Consider the following 18,532-nt stretch of genomic DNA (forward strand, 5'->3'; position numbering starts at 1 on the left):
CGCCTGCCATGACTTTCTTTGTATGCCAGTGACATTGCTTGAGCAGGCCGCATGGTCTCACCGTTTCAGAGGCCCTCAAGGTAACGGTTACGCAATGGATCTGGAGTCCGAGTTCACTGCGGTTGGAAGCGGTTGACCGTCGATATTAGCGATTAATTCGTGAATGTCCATTTACCTAACCGCTCATCAAGGACCTGTCCGAGAGGTGCAGCAGCCGCTCAGTGCTCACTGTGGTCAATGTCAGGTTTCGACAGCCACTGTCATTAGCCAGTCAACCCTGAATGACAGCACCCAGCCTAAAGTGACTCCTCTCGTTGCTTAGTTGGCTTTGCAGCGTGTGCCGCAGTTCATGTATTTAGGTCGAACTTCCGGTTTCAGCCTTTTCCAGTCACTATCGAAAAAGTTGCGAGCTTCCACTCTGGGTCGCCTGCAGAAGTCCGCACTGTGACCAATTTCATCAACATAGGCGAGATCGGTCCAGCCACCTCAGCACACGCGCACGTCAGTCGCCAGAGTATGCCCGCACGCCGCGACATTTCGGGAATGCCACACAGCCCCAGAAACGGCTCTCACCTGCCGGCGCGTTGCGTCGCTGTCTCAGCACCATGGCACCGTCGCAGCGTGGGCACTTGGGTTCACCTCCCTGTGATGGCGCATTTTCGGCCGCTGCTTTGGCCTTGAGATTCATCACATGCTGGCGGTGGGTGGCCCAGTTTGGTGTCAGGCGCCCTGCTTCGATCATGGCCCGCGCATGTTCGACCTGGTCCTCGGTCAGCACGGGCTCTTGGAACTGCCGGATGTAGTCTACATACCCCGCGTTCTGGGTGACATTGGCCGGCATGTCGGTCTTGAACGTGCAGTCTCCGGTGAAGACCACCAGCGAGTGGCATACGTCATCGGGCAGGTTCAACGCTGCCTGCAGGGCCATCAGGTGCTTGTAGTTCTGGCGCAGCGGGTTCTGGAATCGGAAGCTGTTCCGGTAGATCTTCTGGGTCCATTGCGCATCACGCTCGCGCCCGTAGATCCAGCCTTTCATGTGCTTGGTCTCCACCACGAAAATCCCAAAGCGGGAGACAAAGATATGGTCGATCTGCGTACTGCCATCGATCGTTGGCAGCGTGACGTTGTGGATGCAGTGGTAGGTTTCTTTGGGCAGTCGCAGGCGGGCAATCAATCGAACCCACCCTTCCCCGACCATGCCCTTGACGATCGGCAGGCGCAGAATGCCAACCACCACGGCCAGCGCGAACGTCCACCACAGGTACTGAAACAAGGGCTCGAGTACTGGCGTCATGTTCATGGCTCCTCCTGCTCTCATTGACCATCGATCGTTTACATTTTCCTACAAATTGAATGATAACGAAATCAGTGGTCAAGGTGGCCATCCTCTTTGGCCATGTCCGGGTCGAATCGAAGGGAGCGCTGCTGCCCTCCCCTTGCTGCTCGACTCGACGAAGCGTTCGCCACGCCTGAAGTGCTCGTAGCACTCACCCCGAGGATGATGCTCATCGAGGAGCCGCTTCGCGTCAACAAAGCGGCAGGAGAGGTAAAGGGCCGTGGTTGCGAGCCATTCATGCCCGAGAAGGAGTTGAATACTCCGCAGGTCCGTCATTCTCCTGGGGCTTGGCGGACTTCACTAACTTCAGACTGGTACGGCTGTTGGGGGGGCAGATCAAGGCCCCCATCGAATGCTTACACGAGGCGCAGTATTCGCGATACCTGTGGATCAGTTCGAGATCGTTGCTAACGAATCAGCAAGCTAGCTCGCTGCGAGAACGGTATTGCTCTACCCACCCGACTGACTGTGCGATGCCTCCAAATGGAAAGAAATGCAAGCTTACCTTTCCATGCACTTCTGTTAGGTCAGCGGCTAGGCGATCAACAAAATGCTCCGGTCCCGCTGTGCCAAATAGCCTGCCGATTGAGATACCGTACTTAGACAACATCGAGGCGCAAGCGCCGACGCCACACATAGCGGCATAACGTGCAAGTACTGCAACGCCTGCGGGGCCAGGCACTCCCACGCGCACTCGGTGTTCAATGCCGCGCTCGCGCAACGCTTCCAGCCAAGTCAATACGATGCCAGCATCAAACGCAAACTGCGTGAAGATCAAAGGCGTCATGCCACGCCTTTCGATGTCTTGGCATTTGCGCTTGAGTACCTCCCACCGATCAGCGGCGCTCATGATCGGATGGCCTTCTGGATGGCCGCCCACACCAATGACCTTGATGCCCGAGCGCTCGAAAACCCCAGTCTCGATCAGCAAGGAACTGTTGGCAAATGGTCCCATCGGGGTGGCTGGATCTCCAGCAATCACTAAGCAACGCTCGACGCCAGCTTCAGCGACTGCGTGCTCGACGAACCACTGAAGTTCAGCGAGTGATGTGACCCGGCGCGCTGAAATATGCGGCATCGGCTCAAAGCCTATCTTGCGCACAGCCCGCGCTGTGGCCAATCGAGCTTCGTTGTCCTGGTTTGGCAGGTAGGGGATGGAAATTGTTGACGCTGGCGATATGCGGTGCGCCGCTGCGGTCAGCGCAGAAATGCCCTTCGCGTTGACCTCCAGCGAATAGTCGTCGGTGATGTTTGCGGGCCTGGACGTATCGAGATGGAGCAAGGGGCTTGCCATACTTGGCGAATATTGGGGCTTCAATACATCAGTTCTGACTGAGCCGACTAGAAGCCATTGAACACATTCCGAAAGCGCAGGGGCAGCCGTCGCTCACCCCGCGGACACCTCAGTCCTTTGCTGGCACTTCATCGCCGTAGAACTTCTCGCCGAGCCGGATGCGCTCACGGCCGCTTTCCACGCGATGGCGGTTCGTGTCGCGCAGCGAATAGACGCAGCCGCAGTACTCCTGCTGGTAGAAGTTCTCGCGCTTGCTGATCTCGATCATGCGCGCCGAGCCACCGCCCTTGCGCCAGTTGTAGTCCCAATACATCAGACCGGGGTAGTGCGCGGCAGCGCGCACGCCGCAGTCGTTGATCTGCTGCATGTTCTTCCAGCGCGAGATACCCAGCGAGCTGGTCATCACCGGAAAGCCGTGCTCATACGCGTACAGAGCCGTTCGCTCGAAGCGCATGTCGAAGCACATGGTGCAGCGGATGCCGCGCTCGGGTTCATCCTCCATGCCCTTGGCGCGCTCGAACCAGTTGTCGCGGTCATAGTCCGCGTCGATGAACGGAACGCCGAACTGCTCGGCAAATCGGATGTTCTCGTTCTTGCGCAGCTCGTACTCGTGGAGCGGGTGGATGTTCGGGTTGTAGAAGAAGATGGTGTAATCGATGCCCGAGGCCAGCATGGCCTCCATCACCTCGCCCGAGCAGGGCGCGCAGCATGAATGCAGCAGCACCTTGCGATGACCGCCGGGCAGCGGAATCGGTTTGCGTTCAACGGTATTGCTCATTGGTCGGCTCCTTGCGCGACGGCGACAGGGGGGCTGGCTGGTGTGCCAGTTCGATGAAAGCCCGCACATAGTCGATGCCAACTTCCGCCTCGCGTGCCCCCAGGAAAATCTGTTTGGCGATCCCACGTGCGCCCAGCCGCACAGGCACCACGTCCATCTTGACCGCATATTCCTCGACCAGCCAGCGCGGCAGCGCGGCCACGCCGCGGCCGCTAGCAACCATCTGAAGCATGATGTCGGTCGTTTCGATGGTCTTGTGGTGCTTGGGCGTGACGCCCGCCGGCAGCAGGAACTGGTTGTAGATGTCCAGGCGCTCGATGTCCACGGGGTAGCTGATGAGAACCTCCTGATTCATCTGCTGGGGCTTCACGTAGGCCGCCGAAGCCAAAGCATGCCCCTTGGCTACGACCAGAACCTGTTCATAGTCGAACACGGGCTCGAACTTCAACCCTGGCTTGAACAGGGGGTCGGGCGTGACCAGCAGGTCGATCTCGTAGCCGAACAATGCGCCGATACCGCCGAACTGAAATTTTTGCTTCACGTCCACATCCACGTCGGGCCACGCTGCCAGATAGGGCGACACCACTTTGAGCAGCCATTGGTAGCACGGGTGGCACTCCATGCCGATGCGCAGCGCACCGCGCTCGCCCTGCGCGAACTGGCCCAGGCGCTCTTCGGCTAAGTCCAGTTGCGGCAGCACCCGGTTCGCCACAGCCAGCAGGTACTGGCCGGCTTGCGTCAGGCGCAGGCTTCGCCCTTCACGCAGCCAGATGTCGGCGCCCAACTGCTGCTCCAGCTTCCTCATGCTGTGGCTCAGGGCCGATTGGGTCAGGTTCAGCACGCCCGCCGCGGCCGTCAACGACCCTTGCTTCTCGACCTGCTGAACGATGCTGAGGTGGATCCGCTCAAGCACTCACATGACTCCCGTTCATGAATTGGTGAAATAAAACCATTTTACTTCATTGATCCACATCAATACCATCCGCTCCCATTGTTCGTCTGCATTTTTTTGGAGCGACCTCCGAGTGAGCCTTGCATGTCAAATCAGAACGGCGGCTCAGACGCGACAAACCGACCTTGTGCTGCAACTGTGCAACAGCAGTGGCGAACAGGGCGCTTTGGACTTTGGCAAGGATTGGATAGAGGCTGCGCAGGCGGTTTTTGAGCTGGCTCAATGCATGAGACTGCCCTGCGGCAGGAACGGCGCATGGGCCAAGCATCTACTGCTGCTTCAACTGGTCTGCACCATCGTTGAGTCCGGGAAAGCAGCAACCGGCGAGCAACACGCTGATCCAGCGATCGAAGCCATGCTGCTGCGTGCGCGCAAGCTCCTGGCTTCAGGCAATCCACCGACAGGAAAGAAAAAATGAAATCTCCACTCCGTTTGGTCGCCGTGTCCGGCGGGCTGCAACGCCCCTCCAAGGCCGCCGCCCTGGCCGAACACCTGCTGGATCTCATCACGGATGAAATCCCCTGCGAACAACGGTTGATCGAACTCGGGCAGCTTGCGCCGCAGCTTGCTGGCGCGGTCTGGCGCTCTCAACTCCCCGATGCCGTGGAGCGGGAGCTTGCAGCTGTCGAGCAAGCTGACATTCTGGTGGTGGCAACGCCGGTCTATCGCGGCTCCTACACGGGGCTGTTCAAGCACTTCTTCGACTTCATCCACCAGGATGCCTTGATCGACAAACCCATCCTGCTGGCGGCCACCGGCGGCAGCGAGCGCCACGCCCTGGTGATCGACCACCAGTTGCGGCCGCTATTCAGCTTTTTTCAGGCTCGCACATTGCCGCTGGGCGTGTACGCGACCGACAAGGATTTCGCAGGCACACGCCTGGATAACGAGGCGCTGATCGAGCGCGCCCGGCTGGCCGTCCAACGTGCACTGCCATTGGTTGAATTGGCACGGCAGACACGATTGGCCGATGCTTTGTCGTTTGAATAACTTAGAGAGTTGACCACCAGATAACAGGAAACTGCAATGAGCAAGAATTTCACATTCGACATCAAGAGCATTGTTTTTGATGAAAACTATCATCCTTCAGAAAATACGCGCACAACAACCAATTTTGCCAATCTGGCACGAGGCGAGAGCAGGCAGCAGAATCTGCGCAATACCTTGAGGATGATTGACAACCGTTTCAACAACCTGGCGCCTTGGGACAATCCAACGGGGGATCGCTACGCCGTCGAGCTTGAAATCATCTCCGCATACATGAACGTCTCTTCCAGAGATGACAGCAGTGCCTTTCCTTTGATCGAGATATTGAAACCGAACATCATCGACAAGAAAGCCAATACACGCATTGACGGCATCGTGGGAAATAGTTTTTCCTCTTATGTGCGTGACTACGATTTCAGCGTATTGCTGCGGGAGTACAACAACGACAAATCCGAATTTTCCGTCCCTGATGATTTTGGCGATTTGCATGGGAAGCTGTTCAAGCACTTCGTCAATTCCGACGCCTACAAGGAGCGCTTCAGCAAGGCGCCTGTCATCTGCATCAGCGTTGCAAGCGGCAAGACCTACCATCGGACGGAAAACCAACATCCCATATTGGGCGCCGAATACCGGCAAGGCGAGTTTTCCTCGACCGACCGTTATTTCGAGAAAATGGGAATGCGCGTGCGCTACTTCATGCCCCCAGGCAGTGTCGCGCCTTTGGCCTTCTATTTTTCAGGCGACCTACTTGGCGACTACACCCCTCTTGAGCTGATCGGCACCATCAGCACGATGGAAGCCTTTCAAAAGATCTACCGTCCCGAGATCTACAACGCCAATTCCGCAGCCGGGACTGTGTACCAACCAAGCCTGACGAACCCTGACTATTCGACAACCCAGATCGTCTATGACCGCGAAGAACGTAGCCAACTGGCGGTCAAACAAGGGAAGTTCACGGAAGAGCACTTCATTAAGCCCTGCAAAAACGTGCTGGAGCAATGGGCTGCCAATTTCGCTATTTAATCAGCCCAAATACACGGAGCCATTCGCCATGAAAAAATTATTGCCTACCTCAACTGCTGGCAGCCTGCCCAAGCCTTCCTGGTTGGCAGAGCCGGAAAAGCTCTGGTCACCCTGGAAATTGCAAGGCGAGGAATTGGCTGAGGGCAAGCAAGATGCCTTGCGTTTGTCGCTGCAAGAGCAGCAGCATGCAGGTATTGATATTGTCAGCGATGGTGAGCAAACTCGGCAGCATTTTGTCACTACGTTCATTGAACACCTCGACGGAGTTGATTTTGATAACCGCGAAACCGTCAGAATTCGCAATCGCTATGATGCGAGCGTGCCGAGGGTCGTTGGTGCCGTAGGCCGTCAGAAACCGGTTTTTGTGGAGGATGCAAAATTCTTGCGTCAGCAAACCAGCCAACCGATTAAGTGGGCTTTGCCAGGGCCGATGACGATGATCGACACGCTCTATGACGCCCACTACAAGAGCCGCGAAAAACTGGCCTGGGAATTCGCCAAAATCCTCAATCAGGAAGCCAGGGAACTGGAAGCTGCGGGCGTTGACATCATCCAGTTCGATGAGCCTGCATTCAACGTGTTCTTTGACGATGTGAACGATTGGGGCGTTGCCACGCTGGAGCGAGCGATTGAAGGGCTAAAGTGCGAAACAGCCGTCCACATCTGCTATGGCTACGGCATCAAGGCCAATACCGATTGGAAAAAGACGCTGGGTTCCGAGTGGCGGCAGTACGAGGAATCCTTCCCCAAGCTGCAAAAATCCAGCATCGGCATCGTTTCATTGGAATGCCACAACTCCCACGTTCCCATCGACCTGATCGAACTCATTCGCGGCAAGAAGGTGATGGTGGGGGCCATCGACGTGGCAACCCACGCCATCGAGACGCCAGAGGAAGTCGCCAATACGCTGCGTAAAGCGCTCCAGTTTGTCGATGCCGACAAACTCTATCCCTGCACAAACTGCGGCATGGCACCCTTGCCGCGTGAAGTGGCAAGAGGCAAGCTGAAAGCGCTCAGTGCAGGTGCGGCAATCGTGCGGGGTGAACTCGCCGCGTAGGTTGGTTCTACCGAACCTCGGACCAGCTTGGCGGACGGTCTGATCGGCAGAGACAGTGTCACGCACAACCCCGGGCTTTATTCTGGAGACCCGCAAAGCGCAGGACTCCGGCAGGGGCACGGTCATCCTCTTTGGCCATATCCGGGTCGAATCGAAGGGAGCGCGGCTGCCCTCCCCTTGCTGCTTGACTCGACGAAGCGTTCGCCACGCCTGAAGTGCTCGTAGCACTCACCCCGAGGATGGTGCTCATCGAGGAGCCGCTTCGCGTCAACAAAGCGGCAGGAGAGGTAAAGGGCCGTGGTTGCGAGCCATTCATGCCCGAGAAGGAGTTGAATACTCCGCAGGTCCGCCTGGCCCATGTAGAGGTGTGTCGCGAAACTGTGCCGCAAGGTGTGCGGCGTGGCATCCAGGCCTGCGGCCTTCGCATGCTGCCGCACCATACGTCTCAATTGCCAGTAGCGCATCTCCGGGGCCTGGCCAGGCTTGCAGTTGCTGACAAACAGCTGCCGTGTCACCCAAGGCTTGTACCCGCGCTGGCGCAGCAACTCCGACCTCGCGGCAAGGTAGCGCTGCAACCAGTTGGCCGCCTCGTCGCCGTAGATCACCATGCGCTCCTTGTCCCCTTTGCCCCAGATGCGGATACAGCGGCTGCCGGGGCTGACCTGGTGCGGTTCCAATCCGAGCAGCTCGCAAGCACGAAGTCCGGTGGCATACAGCAGCTCAAGAGCGCAGCGGTCCCGAATGCCGATAGGAGTTGCGGTGTCCGGCATGGCCAGCAGGTGGTCGACTTGTTCGATCGAGAGAACGTGTGGCTCGGGACGTGACCGCCGGCATGGGCGTGGCTGCTCGAGCGGCCGCAGCAGCGTCGCGCTGCAGATGCCGGCACCTTCCGCCCAGCGATAAAGCAAACGCAAAAACCATAAGCGGACTTGCAATGCCGCATGACTTAGCCGCTGCTGGCCATCGAGCACATAGTCCTCAAGAACCGTTGGGGTGATGCGGTACCAGGGAACAAACCCGTGTACATTGAGCCAGCGAGCGAAGCTCGCCGCAAGGGTTTCAAGCTGCCTCAATGTGCTTTGTGCGTAGCGACCCGATTCGGCGACTTCCAGCAGGAAATCGCACAGGCGGGAGTCTGCATGCTTGCCGATCCCCGGTGATGAAAGAACTCGATATTGATGTGAACTGTTCCGGCGTAATGATGTCTGTGTCTGGGGGCCCTGCAAGCCTGCCTCGTATTCCAACGCACCTCACTCTTGCGTCTTCGAGTGACACACACCACACCTGGGGCGCGATTGTGCCACCACGAGGAGGGTGCAGGCGGCTGACAGGAGGTTTTCATCCTCCTCTTCAAGGAAATGCACTTTTGTGCATAATGCTCAATCATGGTGATCCATACCATCACCATTCTTTCAATTCCCTTATTGACAAGGATCCCATGCCCCAAGACTTTGAATCGTTGCTCGCACAGCGCGCTGAACTGGATCGCCAAATCGAAGCCCTGCGTGCCGCCGAGAAGGCGAATGCCATCCAGAAGATTCGTGAACTGGTTTCTCAGCATGAGCTGACTGAATCTGATATTTTTGGCAAGAGCAAGTCGGCCAAATCGACGAAGATCCATGTAGCGCCCAAGTACCTCAACCCGGAAACCGGTGAGACCTGGACAGGCCGCGGTCGCCAGCCGGTGTGGATCCGGGACAAAGACCCTGAGCAATTTCGCATTGCCCAGTAATGAGAAAACCGCCATTTGATGGCGGTTTTTTCTGAGCGGCACACTCGCCGTCTGGTCGTCTACCGTGCGTACTGCATCCCTGCAGTCCAGACTTCTCTGAGCTGCGCAAGCAGCCCTGGAGGAATCCGTTCGTCCATGCGAGCATCTTCGAGAGTGCTATGCAAGCCCTCAGCAATCCTCTTCATCACTTCGAGAGGGGCGCTGACACCACATACGTCACGACCAAACTTCACCAGTTCCTCTGGCAGAGGATATCCTTTGGAACGATTACTTTTGCCTGACCACATTCGCAATGCCATGGTGTTGTCCTCCATCTCCGGACCGCCTGGCGAGCGCTGGTAGCGGTAAATCCTGGTCGTTACAACATCAAACATGGGGGCCAGGCGAATATCATCCGCCCGCCCCTGATACAGGACCCCGAAATTTTTCAGATGGGCGTCCCCATTGCCAACCATGATGCTGAATGCAAGTTGCTCAAAAAATCGCCGCAACTCATTCTTTTGCTGGGTGACCAAGCCAAGAAGTTCTGCCACCTTTTCGTAGCTTCCATGGTATTTGCGCTCCGAGAGCGTATCGCGCACCCGTAGTCCCATCAAGGATGCGACATCCTCAAATCCCAATCTCGTCCCGTCGTCCAACAAATCGAAACGTTCGACCAGCAGGATCATCCCGTCATGGCTCAATTCAACTTGGGCAGATTCAATCCCTGCACGTGCCGCCGCGGTCATGCACAGGTATTCGTCGGCAGCCAGTCCCGGATAATTCGGACTGGCTGTTTTCACAATGAGATTGGGGATGGGGATCGTTGCCCGATCAGGCACCATGATCTTCGGCTGCATGCCCGCGACGCCGATTCCGGTGGAGAGGTAGGCTTCCACGAGATCATCGAAAACCTTCTCGGAAAACCGCAGCTCCAGTAGCGCTTCGCGCGAGATCACCGTTGCTGGAGCGGGCCTTGTAAAGCCTGGCAGGCCATAGCCCAGGCGACCAATGCCATTGCGCCCAATCATGGCGAGCAGGCGCATGGCTGTCATGGGTTGCTTCGGAAACAGCTGCCGAAGCCGGTTGAACAAGTCGCCCTCTGGGAGATTCTGATCCATGACAGGAAAGAGATCCCCATCTTTCCAGGTCAATCTGCTTGGAGGCATGAGCAGGCCGACCACAGGCTGCTCCTGCGCGTCACTCCGATAGCGGTATTCAAAGCCGGACTGCTGAACCAGTTGACCGGAAGGTGCTCCGCCCACCTCCACGTCCAACATCCGTATCTGCTCCGGGATGTTTGCTTGTACCATGACCACTCTCAATCGTCCTCATCGGCAAACCGTTGCCGCATCTCGTCAAGCGTGGGGAGCCCCGCTTTTTCGATGCGGATCGCATAGCCCATGGAGCTCAGAACATCAAGCAAAGCGCCGGTCGTGACGTCTCGGCCAGACTCCAGACGATGCAGCAAATCCCGGCTGCGTCCAGACTTGCTGGACAGATCCGTCGCCCGTATGCCATCGCCTAGCCGAAGCTGCCGAATCATCCGACCCAGGTCTTCTTTTGTCCGTATGGGGAGTGCTGGGCTGGGAGTCATGGAATGTCCTTCATGTAAGACTTATTTCCATTATTCATCAATTTTGTCTTTGGAGTAGGACGTTTTCATCATCTCCCAGCCGTTCAATGCTAGGAAGCCCTGAGGCGACGGTTACTTGATCTCTGCGAGATGGAAGGATTCCCAACTCTGCCTGGAGCCTGATCGAACCGGTGGATTGAACGCCATCTGGCTTGCCCAGCAAGACCTTGTCATGCTATCTTTTCATCGGGCTTTTCTGGCGAAACGCCCATTTCTCCCTCTTCAGCGGCCAGCACACACTGGCCGCTTTTTCTTTTAAAGGTCCCGTCCACCCAGAACCGGGGCAATTCGACCAGCGATCGATCCCCTGTGAAGCTGACTTGGTAGCCAGGATAAGGCGTGTCTGGACCAAAACCTAGTGTTTCTTCTCGTAGCTCACTTCATACTCGTTACAATCCAGCTTGGGTTTCGGCCGCATTCTGCGGTCGGGAGGTTCAGTGCATTGGTCGGGCCGCCAATGCGGGCTTTGCACGTCCAATGAACCTTAGCACCACTAGGCCTGCACGTCTGGGCTTCGCGCCTGCATTTTTTTACTTGGTTAATTTGCAAGGCTTTGGCTCTTGCAAGTCTGGCTTCTTGCGCTGTCCAACGGAAGGAGGACAGGCATGGAACTGATACCCCTGTCACTTAGCCCGTGGTTTGGAGCCATAGTTGTTTGGCGCCTTGCACTGGTTGAGCACCGATTGCTGCGCTACCTGCCAGTGCTGCTACCGCTTGCACTGCTGGCCGTGTTCTTGCAGTGGCTACCCGCGGTTTCGGGTGGCCAGAGCATCCTGCAGAGTTGGGCCTGGGCGCCCTCGCTTGGGGTCGAACTGGCGCTGCGTCTGGATGGCTTTGCCATGTTGTTCGTGCTGTTGATCACGGGCATTGGCACTCTGGTCACGCTGTACGCAATTGCCTACTTTGCCGCCTACCCGCGGCGTGAACGGGCGCGTTTCGTCCTGTTGATCCAGTTGTTCATGGCGGCCATGCTGGGCACGGTGCTGGCCGATGACGTCATCGCGTTGTTCGTGTTCTGGGAATTGACCAGTCTGCTGTCGTTTCTGTTGATCGGGTTTGACGCCAGCTCTGCCAATGCCCGCAAGGCAGCACTGCAATCCCTGTTGATCACCGCCGCTGGCGGACTGGCGCTGTTTGCCGGGCTGTTGTTGCTCGGCATGGCGCTGCAGACCTTCCGCCTGTCGGAGATGGCTGCACGCGCCGAGCAATTGCTCGGCAGTGTGTGGCTGCTGCCTGCGATCGTGTTGATCCTGCTGGGGGCGTTCACGAAGTCGGCGCAGTTCCCTTTCCATTTCTGGCTGCCGCAGGCCATGGCTGCACCGACCCCGGCCTCGGCCTACCTGCATTCGGCCACCATGGTCAAGCTGGGGGTGTACCTGCTGGCCAGGTTCGATACTGTGCTGGCGGACGTGTCGTGGTTTGCACCCACCTTGCTGGTTTTTGGTAGCGTGACCATGCTGGTGGCCGCTCTGGGCGCCTTGCGTGCCAGTCAGTACAAGGCGATGCTGGCGCAGTCCACCGTGGCGTCCCTGGGCATTCTGGTGATGTTGATCGGGTTGGATGGCGATCTGGCCACGGTGGCGCTGTGTGTGTTCATCGTCGCGCATGCGTTGTACAAGGCGGCCCTGTTCTTTGTGGCCGGTACCGTTCTCCATACGACGCACACCAGCAGTTTGCTGCATCTGGGTGGACTGCGGCACAGCCTGCCATGGACGGCTGCTGCGGCTGCGCTGGCCGGCCTGTCGATGGCGGGGCTGCCGCCGTGGTTCGGCTTCATTGCCAAGGAGGCCTTGTTCGAGGCGCAACTGAGCGGCAGCCAGGGATGGTGGGTCATCGCCGTGGCGGTCATGGTCAATGCCGTGATGGTGGCGGTGGCAGGCATGGTGGCGTGGCGTCCGTTCTGGAGCACGCCGGCGCAGCCCGTGCCCCTGCACCATGGCGCGTCGCCGGGCATGGTCATTGCGCCGTTGCTGCTGGCAGTTTGCGGTCTGCTGGCGGGCTTGCTACCTGGTCTGTTGGGCCAGTCTGTGGTAACTCCGGCTGCGGCTGCCCTGCAAGGGCACACCATTGCGTTTGAGCTGGCTCTTTGGCACGGCTTGACGCCGATGCTCGGTTTATCGGCTTTGGTGGTGGTTTTGGGGCTGGTGCTGTTGTTTAATTGGCCGCGCTGCCACCACGCGTTGTTGCGCGCTGCATGGCTGCAGCGGCTTGACGCCAATGCGTACTACCAGCAGGTTGTCGATGCAATTCTGTTGCTGGCGCGCCGCAGCACGCGTTGGCTGCAGAACGGCGATATGCGGCACTACACAGTCATCACCAGTATCGCTTTGGTGGCGGTGATGTTGTGGTTGCTCGCGAACGCGCACATCGGGCTGTCCCTGGTTGCCGGTGGGCAGTGGCTGCCGGTTCCTGCCGCTTTGCTGACATTCGGCATCGTCGGTGCTTGCGTGGCAGTGCGCACGCGCAGCATGGTGGCCGGGTTGGTGGGGGTTGGCGTCGTCGGCTACGGGTCTGCGCTGTTTTTTCTGCTGCATGGCGCACCGGATCTGGCGCTGACGCAATTTGCAGTGGAGACGTTGGTGCTGATCGTGCTGATGGCAGTCCTGGTGCGCCTGCCGCGCGCCGCACCGCCAACGCGCAGCCGGCGTGAAGTAGCCGTCGACGCCACTATCGCGGTTGTGTTTGGCCTGGTCCTTTTTGTCGCGCTGGCCAGCATGCTGGCGCAGCCTTTCGATACGCGTCTGTCGGATTTTTTCCGTGCCAGCAGCTACGTGGATGCGCACGGCCGGAACGTGGTCAACGTGATCATCGTCGACTACCGCGCGCTGGACACCATGGGCGAGATCGCCGTCGTGGCGCTGGCGACACTGGGTGCATGGAGCCTGTTGCGTCGCCGCAGGGGTGGCTCACGAAGAGGCGGCAAACCATGAATTCACTGATTTTCAAGAGCACTGCAAGACTGCTGTTCTGGGCCATGCTTGTCGCCTCGCTGGTGATTCTCTGGCGAGGCCACAACCAGCCCGGTGGCGGTTTCGTGGGTGGTCTGGTCGCCGCCATGGCATTTGGCGTGGTGGCCTTGTCACAAGACGTGCAGGTGGCACGCCGCCGGCTGCGCGTGCATCCGGTCGCATTGACCGGGCTGGGCGTATTGCTGGCGGTGCTCAGCGGCCTGCCGGGCATGTGGCGGGGCGCAGGTTTTCTCACGCACCAGTGGCTGGTCTTCGACAACGGCTTCAAACTCAGCACGACGCTGGTGTTTGATGTCGGCGTCTACTGTTCGGTGATGGGCGGCATGCTGTGCTTGGTGCTGCGGCTGTATGAGGACGACGCCGCGGATTCTCAGGCTAGACGGAATCCGCAAGAACAGGAGGCACAACCATGAATGTGGTCTACGCGGGCGGGATCGCCGCCATCATGGCGATCGGCCTGTATCTGCTGTTGTCGCGGCACATCGTGCGCTTGCTGTACGGCGTGATGCTGATCTCGGCGGGCGTCAACCTGACGATTTTTCTGGCCGGTCGCATCGGTGCCAATGCACCGCCCGTGATGGCGACCGGCGAGACTGCGCTGGCGGCCGGTGCCGCCAATCCGCTGCCCCAGGCGCTAGTGCTGACCGCCATCGTCATCGGCTTCTCGCTGGTGGCGTTCGTGGCTTCACTGGCGCTCAAGACCTGGCGCAGCACCGGCACGTTGGACAGCAGGGAATTGGGCGATGCGGAGGCGCTGGGTAGCCCTTACCCTCAAGCGTCCGCATCGGCTGCTGACAGGCATTGCACCAGTGTCAGCACGCAGGAGTCGAGCGCATGAGTGGGTTGGTCGAATACGCCGTTCTCTGGCCGGTCCTTGTGCCGATCACCGCTGCGGCATTGTGTACCTTGTGTTGGCATGCACCGAGGACACAGGCTGCGGTGCAACTCGCGGCACTGGTGTTGATGCTGCTGGCCGCGCTCGGGTTGCTGACGCAGGTGCGCAGCCAAGGTGTGGTGGCCATGACTTTCGGTGGCTGGGCACCGCCGTTCGGCATCAGTTTCGTGGCCGACCACTTTGGCGCGGCCATGGTGCTGGTGACGGCGGTGCTGGCGTTGGCTGCCGGCGTGTTCGGGCTGGGCAGCACCCACCTGCGACATGTTCGCAATGGGGTGTACCCCTTGCTGCTGGCGATGCTCGCAGCCGTCAACGGGGCGTTTTTGACCGGCGACATCTTCAACCTGTACGTCTGGTTCGAGATCATGCTGATCAGTGCGCTGGGCCTGCTGGTGCTGGACCAAAGCCGCGCCCAACTGGATGCGGCACTGAAGTACGCCGTCTTGAACCTGCTGAGCACGCTCTTGTTTCTGCTGGCGATTGCGCTGCTGTACGGCGTGACTGGCACGCTCAACATGGCCGATCTGGCGCAGGTATTGCCGCAGACCGAGGCCAGTGCGGCGCTGACGGTATCGGGCGCGCTGTTGCTGGTGGGCTTTGCAATCAAGGCCGGCTGCTTTCCGATGTTCTTCTGGCTGCCGGCGTCCTACCACACCATTCCGATTGCCGTACTGGCCTTGTTTGCGGGCCTGCTGACCAAGGTCGGCATATTCGCCTGCTACCGGGTCTTCACGCTGCTGTTCGAGCAGACGGCGGTGCGCGACGTCATGGCGTGGATGGCTGCCGGCACCATGCTGTTCGGGGTATTTGGTGCGGCCGTTCAATGGGATGTGCGGCGCATCCTGTCGTTTCACATCATCAGCCAGATCGGCTACATCCTGCTGGGCTTGGCGCTGGGCAGCGCCGCAGGTCTGGCAGGCGGCATCTTCTACATCCTGCACCACATCATCGTCAAGGCGAACCTGTTCTTGATTGCGGGCGCCATGTACCGCGTCAGCGGCAGCTACGACGTGCGGCGCATGGGCGGCCTGGCCCGCACGCAACCCTTGCTGGCCTTGCTGTTTGCCGTGCCGGCCCTGTCGCTGGCGGGCATTCCGCCGCTGTCGGGCTTCTGGGCCAAGTTCATGGTGATCGACGCATCGCTGCGCGTTGGTGCGGGCTGGCTGGCCGCCGTCGCGCTGTTCGTCGGGCTGTTGACGATCTTCTCGATGAGCAAGATCTGGATCGAGGCGTTCTGGAAACCGGCGCCCGTGATGCGCAGCCACCGGCGCACGCTGCCCGCCACCATGCTGTGGCCCATTGCGGTGCTGGCGTCGATCACGCTATGGATCGGGCTGCAGCCGCAACCACTGTTGCAGTTCTCGAACGAAGCCGCGCAGGGCTTGCTTGACCCCCAGCCATACATCCAAGCCACCTTTGGCAAGGGGGCGTCAGTCGCCGGGGAGGCCGCGCCATGAATCAGAAATCGAAACACCCATGGCATATCCGGCTGCGGGCCTGCGGCAGGCTGGCGGTGATCTTTTTGCGGGAACTGGCACTGTCGTCTTGGGCGGTGGCATCGGCGGCGTTTGCACGCAAGCCGCGCGTGGCGCCGGCCATCATCGCCGTGCCGCTGCGGTTGCGCAGCGAGATGGGCATTGCCACTCTGGCCAACCTGGTCTCACTCACCCCCGGCACGACGTCGCTGCACGTCAGCGACGACCGGCAAACCCTCTACGTGCATTGCCTGGATGGCAGCGATCCGGCTGGCCTGATCGCAGGTATCCAGCGCAGTTTCGAAGACGTGATTCTGGAGATAGAGCCATGATGGAATGGATTGCTCAGGCGCACCAATGGCTGGATCTGGCCACCCGCGGCCTGCTGGTGCTGATGATGGCACCTCTGGGGATGACCTTGGTGCGCCTGCTTTACGGCCCCAGCGTGGCCGATCGTTTCGTCGCGCTGGATATGCTGACCGGTGTGGCTGCTGCGACCGCGGCGCTGGTGATGTCGACTACCGGGCGGCGAGAGTTTTTGGATGTCGGTCTTGGCCTGGCCGTGTTTGGTTTCGTCGGCACCTGCGCATTGGCGGCGTTTCTGGAACGTCAGGCACGCGGGAGCCACCCATGATCACAACCAGTGTGGCGCTACTGGCCCTGCTGCTGAAGCTGGCGGGTTTCGTCTTTCTCTTTGCTGCCGCGTTGGGTGTGCTGCGTTTTGCCGACCCGCTGCAGCGCATGCACGCCAGCACCAAGGCTGGAACGATTGGTGCCGGACTGATGATCGCGGGTGCCGCACTGGCCAGTCGCAGTGCGGGTGCGCTGGTCATCGGTGCTCTGGCCATTCTGTTTCTGATCTTCACTGTACCTGTGGCAGGCCATCTACTGGGACGTGCAATTTATCTTTGTCGTGCACCGCTGCAGGGGTTGGAAGGCCAGGATGCGCTGGCAGGTGTGCTGCCTCGCACTGAATCCGAGACCTCGGTCAATCCAATCAACAAAACCATCAAAAAGGAAGACAAATGAGCGATGAGAATGCGCTGGAACGCATGGATGGGCGCATGCCCAAAGGAATCATCAAAGGCAAGCTCATCTTGCTGGTTGCGGCCATTCTGTCGTATGTGCTGTATCTGGCTTTGCCGTACGAAGATGGCGTGAACAAGGGCTTGGCGTTGCTGCTGTTCGTTGCCATCATGTGGTTTACCGAAGCCATTCATATCACGGTGACGGCGCTGCTGATCCCGGTCATTGCCGTGGCGATCGGCATGCCCAACATGACGACACAAACCGCCTTGAGCGCGTTTGCCGATCCGATCATCTTTCTATTCTTCGGCGGGTTCGCGCTGGCGACCGCGTTGCACAGCCAGAAGTTGGACAAGAAGATTGCCATGTGGTTGATTGCGATGTCGGGCTCCAACCTGGCCATCGCCACACTGGCAATTTTTGCGGTTACCGCCTTCCTGTCGATGTGGATCAGCAACACCGCAACTGCGGCGATGATGCTGCCACTGGCTCTGGGCATGCTGGCGCATTTGGACAAGGAGAAGGACCGCAGCACCTTCGTGTTCATCCTGCTGGGGATTGCCTACTCGGCCAGCATCGGCGGCCTCGGCTCGCTGGTGGGGTCTCCCCCCAACGCCATCGCCGCACGCGCGCTGGACATGGATTTCGCAGGCTGGATGCGCATCGGCCTGCCAATGATGCTGGTGCTTATGCCCCTGATGCTGCTGTCGATGTTCTTGGTGCTGCGGCCCAAGCTCAACAGAAAAGTGCATGTCGAGATCGAGGATATCCCTTGGACACCGCTGCGTGTGATCGCCATGCTGATCTTCGCGGCGACGGCGCTGGCATGGATTTTCAGCGGGCGTATCGCCGTGTTGCTCGGCATCACTTCGCCAGATAGCTGGATTGCCTTGGTGGCCGCAATCGCCGTGGTGGTCTCCGGTACCGCGACGTGGAAGCAGGTCTCCGAGAACACCGAGTGGGGCGTGCTGTTTCTCTTCGGCGGTGGCTTGACGCTCAGCGCCTTGCTGCAAAGCTCCGGGACTTCCCTGGTGCTCGGGCAACAAGTGGCGCAGACATTTGGCGATGCCCACCCCTTCGTGGTCATTCTGGTGGTGGCCATTTTCATCAACGTGCTGACCGAGTTCACCAGCAATACCGCATCGGCCGCGCTGCTGGTGCCAGTGTTTGCCGCCATCGCGGTAGAGATGGGCATGCCGCGCGAAGTGATGGTGCTGGTGATCGGCATCGGCGCATCTTGCGCATTCATGCTGCCGGTGGCGACGCCGCCCAATGCCATTGTGTTCGGCTCCGGGTTGATCAAGCAGAGGGAAATGATTTCGGTCGGGGCAGTCCTGAACGTGCTCTGCATCATCTTGATCACTTTGTGGGCCTACTTTTTCCTGATGTGATC

Annotated in this window: 20 protein-coding genes; 13 read left to right on the forward strand and 7 right to left on the reverse strand. The window is 59.1% G+C overall.

Translation table 11 applies throughout. From position 1 onward, the window contains the following. Positions 1-502: 502 nt before the first annotated feature. The 4 genes from EV687_RS02600 to EV687_RS02615 form a co-directional block, all read right to left on the reverse strand. A complete protein-coding gene (locus EV687_RS02600; RefSeq protein ID WP_122226309.1) occupies positions 503-1,300 on the reverse strand; it encodes an NERD domain-containing protein in 798 nt (265 codons plus the stop codon). A 451-nt stretch (positions 1,301-1,751) separates the two neighbouring features. Next, the gene (locus EV687_RS02605; RefSeq protein WP_242612437.1) at positions 1,752-2,618 is read right to left on the reverse strand and encodes a methylenetetrahydrofolate reductase; all 867 of its coding nucleotides are present in this window, start codon (positions 2,616-2,618) and stop codon (positions 1,752-1,754) included. 121 nt (positions 2,619-2,739) lie between these two features. Next, the gene (locus tag EV687_RS02610) at positions 2,740-3,408 is read right to left on the reverse strand and encodes an epoxyqueuosine reductase QueH (protein ID WP_122226311.1); all 669 of its coding nucleotides are present in this window, start codon (positions 3,406-3,408) and stop codon (positions 2,740-2,742) included. Then, positions 3,392-4,321: a LysR family transcriptional regulator gene (locus EV687_RS02615; RefSeq protein ID WP_122226312.1), complete on the reverse strand. Its 930-nt coding sequence runs from the start codon at positions 4,319-4,321 to the stop codon at positions 3,392-3,394. The genes EV687_RS02610 and EV687_RS02615 overlap by 17 nt, the downstream gene beginning before the upstream one ends. A gap of 49 nt (positions 4,322-4,370) precedes the next feature. Here EV687_RS02615 and EV687_RS02620 point away from each other — a divergent pair, with 49 nt between their 5' ends. From EV687_RS02620 to EV687_RS02635, 4 genes are read left to right on the forward strand one after another with little or no spacing between them, the layout of a single operon-like run. Further along, positions 4,371-4,778 carry a hypothetical protein gene (locus EV687_RS02620; protein ID WP_130466423.1) on the forward strand — a complete coding sequence of 136 codons (408 nt, stop codon included), beginning with the start codon at positions 4,371-4,373 and terminating at the stop codon, positions 4,776-4,778. Further along, positions 4,775-5,350: an FMN reductase gene (gene msuE, locus EV687_RS02625; RefSeq protein ID WP_122226314.1), complete on the forward strand. Its 576-nt coding sequence runs from the start codon at positions 4,775-4,777 to the stop codon at positions 5,348-5,350. Before EV687_RS02620 ends, msuE begins: the two co-directional genes overlap by 4 nt. 36 nt (positions 5,351-5,386) lie before the next feature. Continuing rightward, a complete protein-coding gene (locus EV687_RS02630; RefSeq protein WP_122226315.1) occupies positions 5,387-6,370 on the forward strand; it encodes a DUF1852 domain-containing protein in 984 nt (327 codons plus the stop codon). A 28-nt stretch (positions 6,371-6,398) separates the two neighbouring features. Further along, positions 6,399-7,427, forward strand: coding sequence for a methionine synthase (locus tag EV687_RS02635; RefSeq protein WP_122226316.1), 1,029 nt, complete (start codon positions 6,399-6,401; stop codon positions 7,425-7,427). Between the two features lie 122 nt (positions 7,428-7,549). On the opposite strand, the gene EV687_RS02640 is transcribed toward EV687_RS02635, so the two are convergent. Beyond that, entirely contained in the window at positions 7,550-8,671 is a 1,122-nt protein-coding gene (locus tag EV687_RS02640; RefSeq protein ID WP_130466424.1) for a tyrosine-type recombinase/integrase, read from the reverse strand. A 194-nt stretch (positions 8,672-8,865) separates the two neighbouring features. Between EV687_RS02640 and EV687_RS02645 the strand changes: the two genes are divergently transcribed. Beyond that, positions 8,866-9,159, forward strand: a complete 294-nt coding sequence (locus EV687_RS02645) for an H-NS histone family protein (protein ID WP_122226318.1) — start codon at positions 8,866-8,868, stop codon at positions 9,157-9,159. A gap of 59 nt (positions 9,160-9,218) precedes the next feature. Here the strand turns inward: EV687_RS02645 and EV687_RS02650 are convergent, their stop codons facing one another. Beyond that, positions 9,219-10,451: a type II toxin-antitoxin system HipA family toxin gene (locus EV687_RS02650; RefSeq protein WP_122226319.1), complete on the reverse strand. Its 1,233-nt coding sequence runs from the start codon at positions 10,449-10,451 to the stop codon at positions 9,219-9,221. 8 nt (positions 10,452-10,459) lie between these two features. Beyond that, positions 10,460-10,735, reverse strand: coding sequence for a helix-turn-helix domain-containing protein (locus EV687_RS02655; protein ID WP_122226320.1), 276 nt, complete (start codon positions 10,733-10,735; stop codon positions 10,460-10,462). Positions 10,736-11,379: 644 nt separating this feature from the next. Here EV687_RS02655 and mbhE point away from each other — a divergent pair. From mbhE to EV687_RS02695, 8 genes are read left to right on the forward strand one after another with little or no spacing between them, the layout of a single operon-like run. After that, the gene (mbhE, locus tag EV687_RS02660; protein WP_122226321.1) at positions 11,380-13,704 is read left to right on the forward strand and encodes a hydrogen gas-evolving membrane-bound hydrogenase subunit E; all 2,325 of its coding nucleotides are present in this window, start codon (positions 11,380-11,382) and stop codon (positions 13,702-13,704) included. Beyond that, the gene (locus EV687_RS02665; protein WP_122226322.1) at positions 13,701-14,156 is read left to right on the forward strand and encodes an MnhB domain-containing protein; all 456 of its coding nucleotides are present in this window, start codon (positions 13,701-13,703) and stop codon (positions 14,154-14,156) included. Before mbhE ends, EV687_RS02665 begins: the two co-directional genes overlap by 4 nt. Continuing rightward, positions 14,153-14,581, forward strand: coding sequence for an NADH-quinone oxidoreductase subunit K (locus EV687_RS02670; protein ID WP_122226323.1), 429 nt, complete (start codon positions 14,153-14,155; stop codon positions 14,579-14,581). The genes EV687_RS02665 and EV687_RS02670 overlap by 4 nt, the downstream gene beginning before the upstream one ends. Beyond that, positions 14,578-16,095 carry a Na+/H+ antiporter subunit D gene (locus EV687_RS02675; protein ID WP_122226324.1) on the forward strand — a complete coding sequence of 506 codons (1,518 nt, stop codon included), beginning with the start codon at positions 14,578-14,580 and terminating at the stop codon, positions 16,093-16,095. The genes EV687_RS02670 and EV687_RS02675 overlap by 4 nt, the downstream gene beginning before the upstream one ends. Beyond that, positions 16,092-16,445, forward strand: a complete 354-nt coding sequence (locus EV687_RS02680) for a Na+/H+ antiporter subunit E (RefSeq protein ID WP_122226325.1) — start codon at positions 16,092-16,094, stop codon at positions 16,443-16,445. The genes EV687_RS02675 and EV687_RS02680 overlap by 4 nt, the downstream gene beginning before the upstream one ends. Continuing rightward, positions 16,442-16,747: an MrpF/PhaF family protein gene (locus tag EV687_RS02685; RefSeq protein WP_122226326.1), complete on the forward strand. Its 306-nt coding sequence runs from the start codon at positions 16,442-16,444 to the stop codon at positions 16,745-16,747. Before EV687_RS02680 ends, EV687_RS02685 begins: the two co-directional genes overlap by 4 nt. Beyond that, a complete protein-coding gene (locus tag EV687_RS02690; RefSeq protein ID WP_122226327.1) occupies positions 16,744-17,142 on the forward strand; it encodes a cation:proton antiporter in 399 nt (132 codons plus the stop codon). Before EV687_RS02685 ends, EV687_RS02690 begins: the two co-directional genes overlap by 4 nt. 23 nt (positions 17,143-17,165) lie before the next feature. After that, positions 17,166-18,530: an SLC13 family permease gene (locus EV687_RS02695; RefSeq protein ID WP_122227125.1), complete on the forward strand. Its 1,365-nt coding sequence runs from the start codon at positions 17,166-17,168 to the stop codon at positions 18,528-18,530. The last annotated feature ends 2 nt before the right edge of the window (positions 18,531-18,532 follow it).

Source organism: Corticibacter populi, assembly GCF_004217315.1.
Lineage (GTDB): Bacteria > Pseudomonadota > Gammaproteobacteria > Burkholderiales > Burkholderiaceae_C > Lampropedia > Lampropedia populi.